The sequence below is a fragment of the Bacillus sp. C-3-6 genome, assembly GCF_054509685.1.
On the sequence record NZ_JBSSBE010000002.1, the window covers coordinates 201,769 to 220,451 of the forward strand.

An 18,683-nucleotide genomic window follows, 5' to 3' on the forward strand; every position below is an offset into this window, starting at 1 on the left:
CATTAAAGGGGGAGTAACATGTAATGAAAAAGTTTATTACCCTATTGTTATTAATTTGTACTTTGCTTTTAGCATTTAATTTAATTTTTAAAGCTGCTCCAGTATATGCAGAGGAAGAACCCAGACCTTCTCTTATAGACGATATTATTCCAAAGAATAAGGAAAAATTAAAATATGAAGAATACCCTCCAAGTAGCTATGGGATTGATATTTATACACCAGAAGGTGGATTTGGTGAATCCCTTAAGTTTTGGAAATGGGGGGATAAAGTTAAAGAACAAATGGTTGCTGTATTATTTAGTCTTATAAGTATTGGATGGACCATTAATCTTGGAATTAGTACTTTTGTTACAAGTATGGTCGGCCAATCTATGAGTCTCAATATTGTAGCTGATGTAGGAGATAAATTAGGCGATGTAATATCTAAAGCAGCAGGGTTCAATGGTTCTTGGGGTAATGGAATATATAGTGAATTAATTGGACTTATGTTAGCTTTATTAGCCTGCTGGGTTATCTGGGTAGGTTTTGTACAACGACGTCAGTCAGAGATGCTAGGAGGATTGTTAAAAGCATTAGGGATCTTAGTTTTTACTTTAGGTTTTTTCGCAAACTCAAGTTATATTATCAAAGGACTAAACACTTTCTCCGAACAAGTAAATAAAACTGTTCTTGATTCCACTCAAAGTATTAGTGGAGCAAGTGAAGGATATTCAAGCGGTGTAGATTCCATTACTGATTTAACACACACTCTATTAATAAAACAACCTTATACATTACTGCAGTTTGGTACAACAGATATGAAAAAAATCGGTGATGAGAGAATTAAGAAAATGTTAACAACAACAGCAGCAGATGAAAGGCAGGAGCTATTAAAAGAGGAAGTAGAGCAGAAGAAAAATACGATATTAACATTGGATGCTACTTTTGAACGTGGCGCTTTAGTATTACTACTTTTCTTAATCAATGGACCTTTATGGGTTGTCTTAGGCTTATGTAGTATGGCGATGTTATTTTATCAATTAATGTTTATCATCGTAGCGCTAATGTCACCAGTAATGTTATTGATGGCTTTAGTACCTGCATGGACTGGGACAGCAAAGAGATTTTTATCTGAATTGTTCCGAACGTTGCTTATGAAAGTTGCAATTGGCTTTCTTATAACTTTAATGTTTTGGGTTTCTTCAATCTTATTTAGCGCAACGGATAAGTATGGTTATTTAGTAGTTGCTGCATTACAAGTACTTTCGTTCTTAGGTGTTTGGTTATATCGTAAAACGATTTTTGATGCTATTACTACGGTACCAGCAAGTGCAGGAGCTGCACGCGCATCAGATGCTATGAGTAATATTAGGCAGAAATATCGTGATGTTAGACGTGGATCTAAGACAGTTGGAAGAGGTGTAGCAGTAGCTGGAGCCGCGGGTGTTGCAAGTGCGGCAATGGCCGGAAAAGTGGGTAAATCAGGCTATAGTAAGTTTAAACAGTTGAAAGAAAACTATGCTGATAGAAAAGAGAAGGTAGCAGATGGTAAACGCAAGGAAAAAGAACAAATGCAAGCAGAAAAAGAAAAAAATATTAGTCAAATGAAAAAAGAAGAAAATTTAGGTGTTCGTGATAGAAAAGGACATCAGGAGCAAGAAATGGTTCAGGAAGAAGTAGCCGCAACTAAAGAAAATCCAGAATTAGCAATACGAGAGAAACCTCAAGATAATAATATTGAAGTACAACAAGCAGAATTAAAAGATAAAGAAGAAGATGTAAAGGCGAATGTTAAACCAGTAGCACCATTAAATGAGGAACTAGGTAATAAAGAAGAAGATGTAAAAGCTCAAATCAGACCAGCTGCGCCTCAAAATAATGGTGGTCTTGATAATAAGCAAGAAGATGTAAAAGCGGAAGTAAAACCATTAGCGGCAATTAAAACACCAACAGGTCAAACAAAGCCAGTTACAACACCACAGTCAGGAACGACACCATTACAATCGAATCCGATGGAAAGCAAACCAATCACAATACCACAGTCAGGAACGACACCATTACAATCGAATCCGATGGAAAGCAAACCAATCACAATACCACAGTCAGGAACGACACCATTACAATCGAATCCGATGGAAAGCAAACCAATCACAATACCACAGTCAGGAACGACACCATTACAATCGAATCCGATGGAAAGCAAACCAATCACAATACCACAGTCAGGAACGACACCATTACAATCGAATCCGATGGAAAGCAAGCCAATTACAACACCACAGTCAGGACCAACACTAACACCAGCGAAACCGATTGAAAGTAAACCAGTTACTACTTCACATGTAAGTACGCCACAAAAACAAGTAGAGGTAAAACCGGTTAATCAACAACAAACTAAAAATGTTCCTAAAGTGAATAATCAACAACATGTAAAAGAAGGAGCAGATATTAAGAAAGTTAACGAAAAAGCACAAACACAACAAGAAGCTGTAAAAAATGTAAAAGCAAAAGAAACGATAAAACCAAAATAATTCAGCTCGTGAGGGAGGGTTTATACATTGAGTGCGGAACCAAATCGCGACTTTGAAAATGAACATCATCCTGAAGCTGAGCTAGGGAATGCTAAGCCTGCCTTGAAAAAGGCAGGCCATTCTTTAGGGAAGACGGCTGGTAAAGGGTCAAAATTAGCGGGTAAAGCAGTTGCACAAGTAGGGAAGAAAGTAGCAGTTAAAGTAGCTCACAAGGCAGCTACAGTTGCTGTTGCAAAGCCATTATTAATAATAGCCGGTGTTATTCTGGCTGTTGTTGCAGGTTTAGGTATAGTGATATTTTTATTAACTGCTAGTATGAGTGAAGATGAAGTCAGTCCTGGAGGAATTGGTGGTCCTTTTGCCCCAGGTACAGCAAGTGTTAGTCCTGAAGTAATGAGATGGGAGCCGTTGGTAAGGAAATATGCGGCACAGCATGGTATTGAAGCAATGACGCCTTTAATTCTTGCTCTTATCCAACAAGAAAGTTCTGGAACACAATTAGATGTAATGCAAAGCTCGGAATCACAAGGGCATCCTCCAGGGTATTTTACTGATCCAGAGGAAAGTATAAAATATGGTTTAATGCATTTTGCTGATTGTCATAAAAAATCAAATGGTGATCAAAATACCACATTACAATGTTATAACTATGGAACTGGATACGCTAACTATGCAGTTTCGAAAGGTGGATATACACACGAGAATGCAAGAGCATTTTCTGCAGAGCAATCAGCTAAAAATGGGTATAAATGTGGTTCGTGGCGAAGTGCAGAGGCTGTAGCTAATAATTGGTGCTATGGTGATCCCGATTATGTCCCACATATTATGAGATACTATCAACCTGGACAAACTCCTGGTGGTTCTGGTGGAATTGCTGGTGGTAGTGTTTTAGGTGATGATGTATTCCAAGCAATTATGGCAGAAGCACTAAAGTATCAAGGATGGCCATATGTTTTTGGAGGGCGAACGCCAAATACATCATTTGACTGTAGTGGAATTATTGAGTATACGTATTCAAGGGTTGGTATTAATTTATTTGGTACTGCACAAACCCAATGGGATAAAACCCAACGTGTAACAGATCCTAAGCCAGGAGATTTAGTATTTTTCCATAGCACTTATGCTACAAGTAACTACATTACGCATGTTGGCATTTATGTAGGAAATAATACAATGTATCATGCTGGCGATCCAATTGGCTATGCTGATTTAAGTAAACCATATTTTCAACAGCATTTTGCGGGATATGGTCGTGTAGTTAGATAATAATGCATGTAACATCTAGCAACTTATGAAACTGCGAAAAGGAGGTAAATCATGAAGAAAATCACCATTATAATAGCAATTTTATTAATAGCTAGTGTAGGGTTTTTAATAAAATATCAATCTGATAATGAGAAACTTAAATCAGATAATATAAAATTAACGAAAAAAGTGGAAAAGGTGGGGGCACAATACACCGATACGAAAAAAGAATTGTCAGCTCTAAAGAGTAATAACCAACAACAAGTAAAGGAAGCTGCAGAACGATTTCTTAAAGCTTTCCGTACTTATGATACAGGTAAAGGCGAATCTTACCTTGCTAATATCGATGCATATATAACACCAAATGCAAAGAAAGAATTAACACCACCAGGTGGACCAACGCAATCTGCTCCTGGAACTGGAGATGAGAAAGAAAAGAAGAAAGTTTCATTTCAATCTGAATACACAGGTGGCGAGTTGTATTATGCATTTTTGGATACTACAAAAGCAAATGTATTAGCAAAAGTAAAAAGTAAAATTACAGTTAATGGTGTTTCATCTGATAATATGTCATTAATGCAAATAAATCTTATCTATGATGGAAATAAGAAATTATGGCTTGTCGACAAACTTATACCTTTAGCAGATTTAAAAGATCGTACGCCTTAGGATTTGTACACACTAAACATGTAGATTAATAAAAAAAAGAGCCTTTTTTTATTTTTAATGAGAGGGGCTTTTTTGGAATTTTGTAAACTTAAAATAGGTTCGTGAAGTAATTACTAATGTATGGGTGTTTTATCACTTCAATTATGTAGATAACATCTGATGTTAAGGGGGTAAGTTGAAGAAAGGCACCTTAGGGTGTCTTTTTTATGATTAGCAATAAGTTTTAAATTTTGCAATGACATCCAACGAGCTTATGAGGAGCTAGACGGACGTCAGCAAGGGCATTTCGCTAAACAATTAGCGTTGTATGTCAAAATGTTGCAAAATAACAGGGATATACTATGATTTGATTTCATCATAAAAGAAATCATTTCCAATATCCACAGGTGTTTTTTTTACAAAACATTACCAAATTATCCAATGAGGGCTTCGGCTCTCTTTTTTATTTACTCTTTTTAAACTAGAAGCTTTTTATACAACCTTCATAATATATATGGGACAACCTTAAACTCTTTTTTGAGAGGAATGATTAGATATGGCAGATTATTTCTGCAAAGATGGAAAGAAATATTACAAGAAAAAAGATAAATCATGCACCCCTTCAAACTCCAAAAACTGTTTCATAGAGACATTTACAATTTTCGGCTCTGAAACTACCCCTACAAGTCTTGAAATTCCACCTGGTTCTACAATTACCCTATTTGAAAATTTTACAACTAATCACAATAAAACTCTAATTCGCTTTAGTTTTAGCCCTGTATTTGCTGCGTTTGTTACATTGACTATTAGAACATTTAATTCCACAACGCCACAAACAATTACATTAACACCAGGAGATAGAAAAACTTTCTTATTTGAGGATGTTCAAAGTATTACTTTCTCAAATGCCACTACAGCTAACGCTGAACTTAGTCCATTATTTATCCAACAAACAACATGCATCTGCTGTGGTAATTCAGATTCATATTATTATGAATCTAGTGGGGATAATTATTGATAAATGATTTTAGAGAGCTCCGGCTCTCTTTTTTATTTTCATTCGACAAAATATGACAATATAACAATTAAGAGTTTGCTATGATAAGCTCTGAAATCTTACATTTTGACCTAAAATTATCAGAAAAGGTGGATGAAATATGGAAACACTAGCGGTATTAATTTTTCTAGCTTCAATAGTTCTGTTTGTGTTATTTATCATTGCTGTATTCAAAAGAAAACCTAAGGCGAAACTATTTATTAGTTCGATTGTATGCCTTGTGTTAGCTATGATATTAATACCAACAAAGGATAAAGAAGAGAAACCTAAAGCTAAAGAAACAACTCAGCAAGCTTCTACAGAGGTAAAAGAAGAGCCTAAAAAAGAAGAAGTGAAAAAGGAAGAACCTAAAAAGAAGGAAGAGCCAAAGAAAGAAGAACCTAAAAAAGAGCTTTCTAAAGAGGGAGAATCTTCTAAAGTGAAAATTACTGTAGGATCTGTTGAATCAGTAGACTCTGTTGGTGGAGAATATTTAAATGAAAAAGCACAAGGTATATTTAAAGTAGTTGAAATTTCAATTACAAATAACCAAAAAGATGCTATCACTGTAGACGCAAATAGCTTTAAATTAATGGATAATCAGAACCGTGAATTTAAGTATTCTACACAAGCTCAAACAGCTTATGATATTGGAAATGGTGGTAAATCGGATTTCTTCCTAAAACAACTTAACCCCGGTTTAACTCAAACAGGTAAAATCATTTTCGATGTTCCTACTGACGCACAAGGCTTAGTTTTAAAAGCTCGTGGTGGAATGATGGGTAAAGAAATTAAATTAAAAGTAGAATAGTTGAAGGCACTCGAAAGAATGCTCTTATTTTGCAGATTACTTCTAGGAAAAACAACAGGAATTGAGGAAAGTTATGAAAAGAGTCATTTTAACTATTATCACGGCAATGTTAGTTTTATCGGGTTGTGGTGGCCCAGAGCAAACCACCGAGAATTTGGATAGTATTGTTTCCGAAATCCCGAATGATAAAGAGATTAAAAAGCACCTAAAATCCGCAACATATAAAGAAATAGAAAAATCAGATCAAAATGCTAAAAGCCCATATTATTATTATGATATCGTAGTTTATCTTAACGATTCATTTGATAACTTACAACCTAAAGAACAATATGAATACTTGGTATCCATAGGTAAAATCATCAAGAAACAAAGCGAAACGCCACAAGGTAAAGATGGTGAGGGAGAATTATACTGTGGAAAAGGCGTTAGATGTGAATTGTTAAATGTTGTATTAAAAACAGAGAAACACGAATACTACGCAAATTATAATCTACCTGGCTTAATTGGAGATTGGCTTCACTTAGATGATAAAGGAAAAAGTGTTGCTGAAAATAATATCATTTACGATGCAAGTGCAAAAGATGGAAAATATATCAGACCTGAAAATAGTAGTCCATCACCTTCAACTAGTACTTCCTCATCAAATAATGAAGAAGTAGAAAAGATTAAAGGCGCAACCGGTAGGGATTGGGTTAATTTGTCATTTGATGATAAGTTCATATATGTTCAAACTGTGATTGAATCCATGAAATCTTCCGGTAGATCAGTAACGGCCGATGCATATTGGTTTATTGATGCATTAAACGGCTACTATGGAGGCGGAGAAGAAGCCACTGTATCGGATAAAATAATTGATATTATGGCAATGTCCGGAGTTTCTGGTGGTGTAATCAAGTAAATCAGAAATATAGATTTGAACCATATTTCTCAATGTACAATATTACTTAACATGGTAAAATAATAATTCGATGGGATTCCAATACATATTATTAAAATTAAAGTGGTTCAAGTCGGGAGGCACCTTTGGGTGTCTTTTTTTATAAAAAAGGACTCCTAAAACGCCTTAAATTAATAAACTTCAATATTACTCTTTTTTATTAGTTTGCTTTAACTTAATATATTAATTTTAAATAAAAAATTTGTTATAATTAGTAAAAAATTCTATTAATTAGATAGAGAGGATACAATATTATGGGTTATAAATTTCGTAGAATTATCCAAGTTTCCCCGGGTGTGAAAATTAGCTTTACATACACAGGTATGGGAGGGAACTCCATTCCACCTGAATCAAGAATAACAACTTATGTACCTGGAACTGGAATCTCGTATACACCACGAATAGCTGAGTCAAACAACTATTATATACAACGAGGGTATCAAGGACCAAACACTTCCTATCCCACTATGGATGAACAAGATTACAATACGGTAAATGCATTTGAGCCAGTAAAAGAAATCCAAACTTACCTTGTTACTGCTTTTCGTAAAAAGGATAATCAAGTAAACTCCGTAGGTAGAAAACTAATGAAACCACTTTCCATAATTGCAGGCGTTTTTGCGGGCCTATTCTTAATTATGATGCTTATTATACCTGCTCTAATCATGGCATTCTTTTCATTCCTATGCTATAAAAATATAAAAACACCATTTGCAGTTGTATGCCCAGAATGTGATGCTGAAAATCTATTCATTTTTGAGGAAGAGAAGATTGCTTGTCGTAAATGTGAAAGTACTCTTATAATCCAAAAATAAATGGTTCTCAAATTAACAGCTCTTTAGTAGTCAAAACAATACAAATCTAATTATAAATATAAATAGATAAAAAGAGGGATAAGTGAATATCATTATTAACTTTGAAGCGTTTAATCCAACTATAAACGACTTAGCTATCAAACTTGCTATGGTACTGTTTATACCGTTATTTTTAGCATTGATTGTCAAAGTGATACTTATGAAATTTATAAAAGAATCAATTGCTAGCAGATTAGCAAGTCTATCTTTGTTATTCTTTATGTACTATGTATTTAAATTTATTACAGCGTAAAAGGCACCTTTGGGTGTCTTTTTTCTGCATTAAAAATGCCTACCTATTTCCCTAGGTAGGCATTTTGTGACTTTGTATTTGCAAACGATGATATTATGACAAAACTCCTTAATCCCCAAACTCTCTGATCGTTCGTCTTCAATACGCTTAAAATGGTTCTATGTATACTAGTCTAAAGTACGAGCAGCTGCATAGAACGATCCAGAACCACCATTTCTGTGAGTAACTTTAAGCTTATATTTACCTTTTGGAAGAGTATTGTACGTATTTGTAAAACCCTTTCCTGCTGCTAACGATCCAGAACCAATAACATTACCTTTTGAGTCTTTTAAAGACCAGTCAAGTGTACCTTTAGTATTGTTTGTCATATGAACTCTCATATCTGCTTTTTTTACATGCTCGAACGATACTTCTCTTTCACCATTTATCAGACTGAAATCATCTTTAAGTATTTGGGTACGTTGGATAATTGGTGCTGAATTTTTAGTATTATCTACACCTTCTGTACTTGCTGATGCTGCTCCAATCCCTCCAGTTAATGCGATACCAGTTGCTAATGTTCCTACTACTAATTTCTTAAACATAATAAATCCCCCTTAAATATGTTTTATAACTTGCACCTTAAATGTATCACTTTTGTAACTTTTGTAAATATTTTCAATTTATATAAATATTTATTTAATTATTAACAATATTGGAATTGTATTTTATCAAATGGAAAATAGAGGGATTTGCGATGATATGTAATAATGCATAATAAATCAAGCAAATATCATGATATACTCTCAAAGAGCTGATACAAAATTTCTTTAGATTGGAAAACTAAAGTCTTATCTACCTAAAAGGAAGGCGCCTTATGGCGTCTTTTTTCTATTTTCAAAAGGACCTGCTCAATTAATTCTTAAAAACATAGGGTAAAGTGAACCCATTAAAATCCATGGAATGAACCCTAGTTTTACCCTCTAATCTAAAGGAGGCACTATTGTTATGGGATATGGTGGTAGTTGCGGCGAAGGCTGCGGTTTCGCTGGAGGATTCGCTTTATTAGTTGTATTGTTTATTTTATTAATTATTATTGGATGCAGTTGTTTCTGCTAAAAACTATTGGAAAAGGCACCCTTATATGGGCGCCTTTTTGTATATTAAAAACCTACCTATTTTCATAGGCGGGCTAAATATAATTTTGTACAATTGAATTATAGCAAAATCATTTATATTGAAAGTAATTAAAATTAACTTAGTAACCCTAATACCTTAATAATCTCAATTGTTTTATTATCTTTTATTTTAAAATAAAGCCTTTTCCCTATACGTTCACTAATTACAATATTTCCAAAGGCTAATTTACGCAAATGTTGTACAATCAAATCCTCTGTAATTCTTGTTTGCTTACTTAAATCAGAAACTGACAACGATCCATATGTAATCAATTTACAAACAATTGATAATCGAGTAGAATTCCCTAATAACCCTAAAACTTTTATATTTTCTGTATAGAAACTAAAATCCATATGAAAAGCATGTAACAGATCTTCCAACCTCCTAAAATAAGATGAATATCAACCAAAATATCTTAACATAAAAATAGTAAAAAAGACCCTAAAATATACCAATTGTTCATTGAGAAAAATGATACTTGAATGGGAGTCCAATACATATTCTTAGAATTAAAGTGATTCAAATCGGAGGAAGGCACCTTTGGCGTGCCTTTTTATTTGTGGATTTTTTTTAGAAAAAATTTGAAATATAATACAGTAGATTATATTATTGTGTGTATGATTTCTGGTTTTAAAAATACAAAAATTAATAGGGGGAAACAATAATGAAGTTAGGAAAATTAGCATTAATTGGGGCGTTAACTTTTAGCGGTTTTACTGCAATAGAAATGAGTAAGCCTACCTCACAAGCAGCTGCAGCTTACTCAGATCCACTTAATGATGATTGGGGATTTAAAACCATTGTGGATTTACAAAATTCAGAGGAAAGTACATATCAACCAGATTGGAAGATTGGGAATTTAATAACTGGTGATACATTTTATTTAACACAGCACTTTGGTAGAGAACATTTTGGTGCGCAAATGAAAATTTTTAAAATCCACACAAATGGTACCCTAGAACGATGCCAAACAATAGAACCAGAATTTATTCCTGGAACAGAAATTTGGCAAACCCCTATCACAGATAGCTATACAAGCGGTACTTATGTCGCTGCAATTAAATATCGTGGTGAATTCACGTATTCAAATCAATTTACAATCAATTAGGGATGTAATAAATTGAAAAAAGGCACCCTTGGGTTTCTTTTCTTCTGTACGTTATATCTATTACGTGCTCATTGATTTTTTATGTACGTTTGAATTACTGTAGTAGTATTACAGTAATAGCTTGTGTATATAATAAAAGAAGAGATGCGCTAACATCTCTTCTAATAACTGCTACCGTCAGGGTTGTGGTTATATCATTAATTTTTTACGAAACCCACCCTTTTGCTTTGGACGGCGACGAGGAGTGGGTCTTTGTTATCTTTTTCTAAAATTTGTTTCCTAAAAACATACCCAGAAACTTCACGTACAATGGCTTTTACAAATTCTTTTAGAAGCTCCAACAAAAACTCCATAGGTATATCACCTCACAATATACAGTTAAATCTACCCTATTATACTAGTACAATCTTACCAATATAAAAAAGACCACCAATACTGGCAGTCCTTTTTAGGTAGTTTTAGAAATTAAATTATAACATATTAATATATGAATTATAAATGTATTTTTCCAAAAGATACTATAAGTTTTTTATAATTCTTGATTTCTCAATCTTCATTGCATGATAAATTTTCCTATAAGGATGAACAAATAACATTAAAATTATCAATTTAGTAGATTATTAGAAAAAACTGGTTATCTATATAATTATTTGGTAAAATATAGATATAATCTAAGAGGGTAAAGTTAATATAGATTAACTAAGTAATGCTAAGAAAATGTTTTATTGCATAAAAAAAGGCTCCATTGCTGGAGCACTCAAAATAAATAAACGAATTAAAACAAGAAACAGACAATTTAATTATATAGATAAAATATAAATTAATCTATATATATGAAAAATTGCATATAAAAACTCTATTTATTGATGCTATAATAGACTTACTCGATGATTGTTATATTTTTTATGGTTTTTAAGCAATACAATACCTTCTTAACACCAAGTGTACAAGTAAAAGAAGACATCTTAATCGATGTCTTCTTTTCTTATATAATAACAACACAATAAAATTAAGATGGTTCCAGTCGGAGGAAGGCACCTTTGGGTGTCTTTTTTTCTATCTATAAATGATTAATTGTTATATAATAATATTATTGTATTTTAGGAGGAACATAAATGAATAAAAAACTAATCATTGGAATTATCGCTGTACTAGTAGCCATCATTGCTTCCGTAGCTATTTTTAAAGATTCCAAATCAGAAGATATGAAACCTAAGTATTCACAAAAAGATATGGATAAAGTTATTGATAAAAACTTTATAGAACAGCAAGAATTAAAAACACAAATCAAAGAATTGAAATCTAAAGTAACTTCCTATGAAGAAGAGCAAACTAAATTAAGTCAAAAAACGACACAACCGAATCAAGAAAAAACTGAACCAGCTGAAAATGCGAATAAGGTTACATACGAAAATGAAATTAAGCCTACTATTAATGAAATGTTAAAGGACTATGATGAAATTTGGAATCAGGACTGGAAAGCTATTTGGGGAGAAGGAAGCAAGGACCCTGAATCTCTTGACAAGAACGCTTTAAAAGAGAAAATGGAGTCAGTTACAAATCGGTATGATGCACTTTCCAAGAAAAATACAGAATTTAAAAGTGGCTCAAAGTTAACTGATACTGTATTAAAAGAAAAGATTGAGAAATTCAGAGTAGAGTTTGGACTAGCAACTAACTATAGAAGTAACGCTGGAAAAGCTGTAACTCAAGGGGTAAAAGGAGTAGCTTCGTTGAAAGGAAGAATGGAAGAAGCTGAAAAATCAATCAAGCTTTCCGATCAAAAACTAAGTAACGCTCTAGCTAACTTAAATGAAATTGAATCAAAATTGGGTGTTAGCCGCAATTAAAAATCATAAAAAAATATAACATAACATGAAAAAATAATATATGGATGGGAGTCGTATACATATTATTTTAATTAAAGTGATTCAAGTCGAAAGGCACCTTAGGGTGTCTTTTTTGAGTATAATCTATTCAAATAAATAGAAAAGCCTCATTATTGGAGGCTTTTCATAATATATTTATATTCTATTATTTTCTTCCTTCATATTTAGCAATATATTTTTTACCGCACCCTTCTAAATATTCTTCTTTATACCCTTTGAAATTCCATTTGATTCCCTCTTTATCAGTGTATGAATTAGAAAATGCGCTACTACTTTGAACAACATACTTAGTGTATACACCATTGCTATAGGATACAGCCGAATTGTAACATTTGTTATATGGGATATCTACATTTGCTGATGCTGCCCCAATCCCTCCTGTCAATACAATACCTGCTGCTAATGCTCCTACTACTAATTTCTTGAACATAATAATTCCCCCTTAAATATTTTTAATAACTTGCATCTTAAATGTATCACTTTTATACTTTTTGTAAATATTTTGAATTTGTAGAAATATTTATTTGAATCTTATTAATATTGGTAATTCATTTTATCAAATGGAAAATAGAGGGATTTACAGTGATATGTAATAATGCATGTTCATTCAGCAAAAAATCGTGATAAAATCTAAGCACCTGTTCTATTTTTTCAGTTATCTTAGAAACCTTACTTCTTATTTACCCAAATGGGAGGCGCTTTATGGCGTCTTTTTTTTATTTTCAAAAGGCCATGCTCATTTAATCCATAAAAACATAAAGTAATTTGAATCCATTAAAATACATGAGTGACTCCTTATTTTTCTCCTACTATTTAAAGGAGGAATTATTATGGGCTTTGGTGGTAGCTGCGGTGGCGGCTGTGGCTTTGCAGGAGGATTTGCTTTATTAGTTGTATTATTTATTTTATTAATTATTGTTGGAGCTTCTTGCTTCTGCTAAAAACTATGGGAAAAGACACTCTTATTTAGGTGTCTTTTCTTTTTTCTCAATTTAAGAGCTATAAAGATATGCTATGGTTTTAATAGAAATTCCCTTTTGTGCAATGAGATAGAAATACCCAACAAAAAACCCACCTATTTCCGTAGGTGGGTTTTTTCTTTATTACACAATACCAAATTATACTCTCATTTTTTCATAAACTTTATGCAATTATACATATTCATGAAAATTACACCAAATAAATATTACATATAGTAAAATATAAATTGTGGATACATTCTATAAAGCAGATTCTTTTGAAAGGCGTAACATATCGATAATTATAAAAGGTGTGGCGTCACTCTAATACTGATCTCAAATTTCTTGTACTTTTTGAACTAACAATCTGGTGTATATAGACGATTCTGTTTTATAGGGTGTGTTTACACGTATAACAAAGGGATAATACGGATAGGTTTATACTAAATGAACGTGGTTCAAGTCGGAGAAAGGCACCTTAGGGTGTCTTTTCTTTATTTTCAAAAGGACCTGCTCAATTCATTCTTAAATACATAAGGTAATGTGAACCCATTAAATCACATGGAATGAACCCTAGTTTTCCCCTCTGAGCTAAAGGAGGCACTATTGTTATGGGATATGGTGGTAGTTGCGGCGAAGGCTGCGGTTTCGCTGGAGGATTTGCTTTATTAGTTGTATTGTTTATTTTATTAATCATTATCGGATGCAGTTGCTTCTGCTAAAAAAACTATTGGAAAAGGCACCCTTATATGGGCGCCTTTTCTTTATGTATATTATTCATTATCCGATTCATCAGTTTTATTATAGACACATTTTGCTTCTCCAAAAAGTCCACCTGTATCCCATTCTCCACCATAATGAGCACTTCCTAAAGGTTCACAATCGTCTCGCATACTTGGATGTGTATTTGGTTCATAGTCATTATTTACAATACTACCAACAATAAATATTCCTCCAATTACAAATACCACAGCAACAATTGATAGTGTTTCCCATTAGGACCAGTGACAATGTCGTTTACAACTTCTTTTGCTTCTTGCTAAGGTTCACCTTTTGAAAATAATGAAAAAATAATAGAGATTATAAATATGAAAAATAGCACAATTATAAATTACAGAAAATATTTCTAAAAAGCTTAGTTTCTTAGCTAAAAGTAACAATAATTCAAGTAGAAGTATTATTTTTGAACTTTATAAATATTGAACGAGGGAGAGGAGATATTTTAATGGATTCAAAAACTTATGAAAAGCTACAGGGACTACGTAGATATAAAGAGCCAATTCAAGCAGTATTGAGAACGGTTAAAAGACACGATAAAGACGACCCAGATACTGAATATGCTGAGTTTGCCCTTGAAAACGGTAAGATTATAGGGGTTTGTAAAAAAGAAGACTTCTCTGATTACTCTTTTAGGAGTATTACACACTTCACAGGTAATATTTTTAACGTAGTAATTACTCAAATATCTGATGAACTGGATGTAAATAAAGTTCAGGTTTCAGTAAAAGAAGCAAGCAGGAGATCTGCAGATGCGTTAATTCGTGAGTTAATAGAATTGGAGCAAGATGAAAGACTGCAAGAGCCAACCTACGAAGCAGAAGTAACTGGATACAATATGAATGCTCAGGTTCCAACCATATTCTTACGCATTAATGGTGCAGAATGTTTCATGAAATTACATGAACTAAATTATGGAAGAGTGTATAAAAACGCTGTGGATCGCTATGCGCCTATTGGTGAACGCATCCCAGTTAAGGTTCTACAATTTAATCCGGAGCAACGACTAATTCATGTTTCTAGGAAAGCGGCAGTGGAAAACCCTTATCAGTTATTATCTGAATTAGCTGAAGGGGATACAATTGTAGGAAGGGTTGTAAATGTTGACCCACGTTTTGGAGTTTTTGTTGAATTGGACCAAGGCTGCACAATTAAAGGAATTGTCCCTAAAACAATCGAACAGCCAGTATTGGATGACGTAGTAAGTATGAGAATTGTAAGTGTCGATGTAGAAAAAGAGAGAGGGTCGGGGGTTATCTTTAAGTTTCCATTTGGACGCAAAAAAGTTAACGATCCAACGGCGTTTTTATATAACTAATGAGTGCGCCGCAGGTTTCCGTACAAGAGAATGGAAAGGCGGTTCAATATTGGCTTAATAGGGACGAATCGTTATCACTTTGGGATGATCCCTCTTTACAGGGGGGACCAATTCTCCCAGATAAATTTAAACCACTCACAGATTTACGTAGTATATATGACAGAATTAATTCAGGTTTTATAAATGAAAAAGACAATTTAATACTAAAGCTTATTTGGGATTCATTAGCGATTACTGAAGCTCAAATTAAAAATTTTGTGGAATCTAAAATTAGTAGGTCACAGGTTTCAGAATCGCTGAAAAAACTAGTACTGTATGGATTTGTTAGTAGATGGGAGATAAAATCGGGGCTATTTCCGGATCAGCCCAAAACCTCTGCTCCAATCACTTTAAATACTGCAGGTCATTTGATGATGTGGGCTTATCATAACCGTAATACAAACTATTCTTTAAAGCCAGAACAGTGGTTAAGACTTGGAGTAGCAGGGGTACAAAGATTTGTCACTATGAATCAAATAAAATATGAGTTTGCAGTAGGCCAACAGCTATTAAAAAACTGGTGCTGGTATCCAAAGCTAAAAGGTAATGGTAATGGTTATAATCCAATTGCCGTGGGAGAAATTAAAACTCCAATTGGAAATCAAAACTTCATATTTGAAAGAGTACAACAAGGTCAGCGATATGCACAACATTTAAAATCGCGATTGAAAATTTGGGAAGATCAGATTCAAAATGGACCAAATAATTTATTGAACTTCGAAAATACGAAGAGTTTACCAGGTATTTTTATTTTATCTATATCAAATCTCGCTTTAGCAGAACATGTTAGAAAGGAGCTAATGTTAGACTTACGAAAGATTCCTATAATGCTCGTAATAGACGAATGTATTCACAGTGAGGGATTCGCAAAATCTTTTTATATTTCAACTCAAAACGGAATCCAGCAAGCACCATTACCATTTTTGAGATAACAAGAGCTGCTTCAGGTAAATATGCTGAAGCAGCTCTTTTAGTTAAAAGGTAAAGTAGATAACAGTCATTTGTAGTGTACTAAATAAGATGAAGATGAATGAACTGAATGATTTAAATCGAGGTCAAAAATGATTAGTAAGATACAAATATAAAACTAACTTTGAAGATTGGCAGTTAGAGTTAAGTGCCGATGAAGAAGAATTATATTATTTTGAAGAAGCAAAACCAAAAAAGGAACCTATAGAATTTGCAATTTATATTTAATATAGGAATTGTTTAACAGGAAAGGCGGTAGTGAAAAGCATTGAAAAAAACAGTTGTAGTAAAGGGAATTACTGTTTTATATGGTTATAGATATGTATCACCACGTTGAAAATATTTTAACTTTTAAACAAAATAAACAACAAGGGGTAGATAAAATGGGGAAATATGTGAAAGACCAAAAGGTAGTTGCCTATACACTATTAGGATTAGAACCTTGTACAGTTGTAAGAGTTGGTTGGATTTTTATTACGGTAAGAGAAGAAGAAACGGGTCATCTATATACTGTTAGAAAAAGTAAAATGACACCTATAGAGGAAGAGGAACACTATCTTGTAGAAGAAAGTATTGATGATGAAGGGTTATTCGGTATAGGTAGATTGTTTGCTAAAATAGAAGCAGAAGACATGGAAGTTGCAAAGAAATCATTTGAAGAGAATGAAGACTTCCCTAAATACGAAGATTTCCATAAACCATCAGAAGGGAAACTGTATGGTGGAGAGTACTATACTACAATTAAAACAGGTAAAGAGTTACTAGAACAATACTTTAATTGAGAAGAGCTAGAACGTAATGGTACTAATTAAATTAGATGTGTAAACAGTTAAAGGTCAAATCTTATTTATGTTAGGTATATAGACTAAGAAAATTTATATTGGTTTTTGGGAGGACAAAATAATGGATTTGGCAAACAAATTTTTAAACGGTTTGAAAGCAGCGTTATCAACAGATGATCTCGAAGCACTAAATAAAGCATACGGTGCTACAAAAGGAGATATTGATATATTAAGGACGAAATATCCAAATTGTCCAGAATCATTAATCACTTTACTTGAAAATATCGATGGTACATATTGGCGGAAATATGGAGAAAACGAAGTCACGGTATGTATTTTAGGTTCAGATGTTGAAGAGTATCCATATTATTTGCTTTCTACACAGGAGATGATTGAAAGTTCAAAAGAAGAAGAAGACGTCTCCTATCTTTTAGAATACCAAGATGACGAGGATGCTGTTGACTCCAAGATAAATCCAGAAGGACTTCTCCCTGGCACGTATATTCACTTTTCAGATTGTATGAACAACGGTGGAACATCAAAGCTGTATATTGATTTTAACCCTTCTGATGAAGGTGTATGTGGTCAAATAATTCGTTTTTTACATGATCCTGATGAATATGAAGTGATTGCAAACAGCTTTGATGAGTATTTACAGAATCTTATTGATGGTAATTTTAATTTTCTAGACGGAGAAGAATCTCAATAATGTGTGAAGAATTTTACTCAAATATTGGAGGAGATTGCGATGAATCAAGATCCAATTTTACAAAAAGTAATAAATGGGAAAATATGAGCCATGATTCTTCTTTCCGAACAGTATATGAAGCTCGAGAGAAATTACTTCTAGATGAACAAGCTAAGTTAGCGCATGCAGAACAAGAGGGCATGGAAAAAGGAATCGAGCAAGGTAAGATGCTGATAATCCGAGGAATGCATGAAATTGGTGTACCACTTGAAACTATTGCAAAAGCAAGTAAGTTGAGTGTGGAGGAAATTGAACGTATCTTAAAGCTAAAATAAATATATATGAGTATACAGAGCCTATGTGTAGAAAAAATTAGACGTTTATTATCATAGTAGGTTTAATGGGAAAGCATTGCTGAAGATTTTGGCAGTGCCTTTTCTTAATCAATTTTTTGATGTTTTTCATGCTGCTCACAAATTTATAAAGAATTCGAAAGAAGAACGTGAAATGTATTCACGATTAATAAATATGATGCAAATCTAATGTAATGTTGAGAACAGAATTCTTCAGTAATTCAATATGTTTTTTAATGATTCTTTTCGCTGAGATTTTGTAGGAAGAAAATACTAAAATATTTACTATAAGGACTCAATATATGAGGTTTTTTCTATGTGTAAAGTTACTTTCCAAAAAGAATAGTTA

General features: G+C 33.2%; 21 protein-coding genes and 4 pseudogenes. 20 read left to right on the top strand and 5 right to left on the bottom strand.

Annotation, left to right across the window (positions count from 1 at the left end; translation table 11 throughout):
• The first annotated feature begins 23 nt into the window (after positions 1-23).
• The 9 genes and pseudogenes from ACW0JX_RS27800 (at position 24) to ACW0JX_RS27840 (ending at position 8,294) form a co-directional block, all read left to right on the top strand.
• A complete protein-coding gene (locus ACW0JX_RS27800) occupies positions 24-2,510 on the top strand; it encodes a CD3337/EF1877 family mobilome membrane protein (protein WP_459245953.1) in 2,487 nt (828 codons plus the stop codon).
• A 27-nt stretch (positions 2,511-2,537) separates the two neighbouring features.
• On the top strand, positions 2,538-3,776 hold the full coding sequence (locus tag ACW0JX_RS27805; RefSeq protein ID WP_168410753.1) for a lysozyme family protein: 1,239 nt from the start codon (positions 2,538-2,540) through the stop codon (positions 3,774-3,776).
• A 51-nt stretch (positions 3,777-3,827) separates the two neighbouring features.
• Positions 3,828-4,424 carry a hypothetical protein gene (locus tag ACW0JX_RS27810; protein ID WP_459245954.1) on the top strand — a complete coding sequence of 199 codons (597 nt, stop codon included), beginning with the start codon at positions 3,828-3,830 and terminating at the stop codon, positions 4,422-4,424.
• Between the two features lie 234 nt (positions 4,425-4,658).
• A pseudogene (locus ACW0JX_RS27815) lies at positions 4,659-4,769 on the top strand (XRE family transcriptional regulator); the annotation flags it as partial.
• Positions 4,770-4,959: 190 nt separating this feature from the next.
• Positions 4,960-5,421, top strand: coding sequence for a hypothetical protein (locus tag ACW0JX_RS27820; protein ID WP_459245955.1), 462 nt, complete (start codon positions 4,960-4,962; stop codon positions 5,419-5,421).
• Positions 5,422-5,560: 139 nt separating this feature from the next.
• Positions 5,561-6,250 carry a DUF4352 domain-containing protein gene (locus ACW0JX_RS27825; RefSeq protein ID WP_459245956.1) on the top strand — a complete coding sequence of 230 codons (690 nt, stop codon included), beginning with the start codon at positions 5,561-5,563 and terminating at the stop codon, positions 6,248-6,250.
• 73 nt (positions 6,251-6,323) lie between these two features.
• Positions 6,324-7,148: a hypothetical protein gene (locus ACW0JX_RS27830; protein WP_459245957.1), complete on the top strand. Its 825-nt coding sequence runs from the start codon at positions 6,324-6,326 to the stop codon at positions 7,146-7,148.
• 293 nt (positions 7,149-7,441) lie between these two features.
• Positions 7,442-8,002 (top strand): hypothetical protein, encoded by a 561-nt coding sequence (locus tag ACW0JX_RS27835; protein ID WP_459245958.1) that lies wholly within the window; start codon positions 7,442-7,444, stop codon positions 8,000-8,002.
• Positions 8,003-8,084: 82 nt separating this feature from the next.
• The gene (locus ACW0JX_RS27840) at positions 8,085-8,294 is read left to right on the top strand and encodes a hypothetical protein (RefSeq protein ID WP_459245959.1); all 210 of its coding nucleotides are present in this window, start codon (positions 8,085-8,087) and stop codon (positions 8,292-8,294) included.
• 167 nt (positions 8,295-8,461) lie between these two features.
• On the opposite strand, the gene ACW0JX_RS27845 is transcribed toward ACW0JX_RS27840, so the two are convergent.
• Complete coding sequence (locus tag ACW0JX_RS27845) at positions 8,462-8,878, bottom strand: hypothetical protein (RefSeq protein ID WP_000473846.1); 417 nt, start codon at positions 8,876-8,878, stop codon at positions 8,462-8,464.
• A gap of 403 nt (positions 8,879-9,281) precedes the next feature.
• Here ACW0JX_RS27845 and ACW0JX_RS27850 point away from each other — a divergent pair, with 403 nt between their 5' ends.
• Positions 9,282-9,392 carry a YjcZ family sporulation protein gene (locus ACW0JX_RS27850; RefSeq protein ID WP_000540371.1) on the top strand — a complete coding sequence of 37 codons (111 nt, stop codon included), beginning with the start codon at positions 9,282-9,284 and terminating at the stop codon, positions 9,390-9,392.
• A gap of 134 nt (positions 9,393-9,526) precedes the next feature.
• On the opposite strand, the gene ACW0JX_RS27855 is transcribed toward ACW0JX_RS27850, so the two are convergent.
• The gene (locus ACW0JX_RS27855; RefSeq protein WP_431155786.1) at positions 9,527-9,805 is read right to left on the bottom strand and encodes an ArsR/SmtB family transcription factor; all 279 of its coding nucleotides are present in this window, start codon (positions 9,803-9,805) and stop codon (positions 9,527-9,529) included.
• 311 nt (positions 9,806-10,116) lie between these two features.
• On the opposite strand from ACW0JX_RS27855, the gene ACW0JX_RS27860 reads away from it, so the two are divergent.
• Positions 10,117-10,560: a DUF5065 family protein gene (locus ACW0JX_RS27860; RefSeq protein WP_098676446.1), complete on the top strand. Its 444-nt coding sequence runs from the start codon at positions 10,117-10,119 to the stop codon at positions 10,558-10,560.
• A 197-nt stretch (positions 10,561-10,757) separates the two neighbouring features.
• Here the strand turns inward: ACW0JX_RS27860 and ACW0JX_RS27865 are convergent, their stop codons facing one another.
• Positions 10,758-10,913, bottom strand: coding sequence for a hypothetical protein (locus tag ACW0JX_RS27865; RefSeq protein ID WP_180229700.1), 156 nt, complete (start codon positions 10,911-10,913; stop codon positions 10,758-10,760).
• Positions 10,914-11,675: 762 nt separating this feature from the next.
• Here ACW0JX_RS27865 and ACW0JX_RS27870 point away from each other — a divergent pair.
• Positions 11,676-12,410, top strand: coding sequence for a ribonuclease (locus ACW0JX_RS27870; RefSeq protein ID WP_459245960.1), 735 nt, complete (start codon positions 11,676-11,678; stop codon positions 12,408-12,410).
• A 184-nt stretch (positions 12,411-12,594) separates the two neighbouring features.
• On the opposite strand, the gene ACW0JX_RS27875 is transcribed toward ACW0JX_RS27870, so the two are convergent.
• A complete protein-coding gene (locus tag ACW0JX_RS27875) occupies positions 12,595-12,879 on the bottom strand; it encodes a hypothetical protein (RefSeq protein ID WP_087967568.1) in 285 nt (94 codons plus the stop codon).
• Positions 12,880-13,279: 400 nt separating this feature from the next.
• On the opposite strand from ACW0JX_RS27875, the gene ACW0JX_RS27880 reads away from it, so the two are divergent.
• Positions 13,280-13,390, top strand: a complete 111-nt coding sequence (locus ACW0JX_RS27880) for a YjcZ family sporulation protein (protein ID WP_000505681.1) — start codon at positions 13,280-13,282, stop codon at positions 13,388-13,390.
• Positions 13,391-14,019: 629 nt separating this feature from the next.
• On the top strand, positions 14,020-14,130 hold the full coding sequence (locus ACW0JX_RS27885) for a YjcZ family sporulation protein (RefSeq protein ID WP_000540371.1): 111 nt from the start codon (positions 14,020-14,022) through the stop codon (positions 14,128-14,130).
• 51 nt (positions 14,131-14,181) lie between these two features.
• Here the strand turns inward: ACW0JX_RS27885 and ACW0JX_RS27890 are convergent.
• A pseudogene (locus ACW0JX_RS27890) lies at positions 14,182-14,510 on the bottom strand (hypothetical protein).
• A gap of 123 nt (positions 14,511-14,633) precedes the next feature.
• Here ACW0JX_RS27890 and ACW0JX_RS27895 point away from each other — a divergent pair.
• The 6 genes and pseudogenes from ACW0JX_RS27895 to ACW0JX_RS27920 form a co-directional block, all read left to right on the top strand.
• On the top strand, positions 14,634-15,503 hold the full coding sequence (locus tag ACW0JX_RS27895; RefSeq protein ID WP_098818866.1) for an RNA-binding protein: 870 nt from the start codon (positions 14,634-14,636) through the stop codon (positions 15,501-15,503).
• Positions 15,503-16,474: a hypothetical protein gene (locus ACW0JX_RS27900; protein WP_168410746.1), complete on the top strand. Its 972-nt coding sequence runs from the start codon at positions 15,503-15,505 to the stop codon at positions 16,472-16,474. Before ACW0JX_RS27895 ends, ACW0JX_RS27900 begins: the two co-directional genes overlap by 1 nt.
• Before the next feature lie 148 nt (positions 16,475-16,622).
• A pseudogene (locus tag ACW0JX_RS27905) lies at positions 16,623-16,848 on the top strand (transposase); the annotation flags it as partial.
• Positions 16,849-16,894: 46 nt separating this feature from the next.
• Complete coding sequence (locus tag ACW0JX_RS27910) at positions 16,895-17,293, top strand: hypothetical protein (RefSeq protein WP_168410784.1); 399 nt, start codon at positions 16,895-16,897, stop codon at positions 17,291-17,293.
• Positions 17,294-17,414: 121 nt separating this feature from the next.
• Complete coding sequence (locus tag ACW0JX_RS27915) at positions 17,415-18,002, top strand: SMI1/KNR4 family protein (protein ID WP_459245961.1); 588 nt, start codon at positions 17,415-17,417, stop codon at positions 18,000-18,002.
• A gap of 6 nt (positions 18,003-18,008) precedes the next feature.
• A pseudogene (locus ACW0JX_RS27920) lies at positions 18,009-18,316 on the top strand (Rpn family recombination-promoting nuclease/putative transposase); the annotation flags it as partial.
• Positions 18,317-18,683 lie beyond the last annotated feature (367 nt).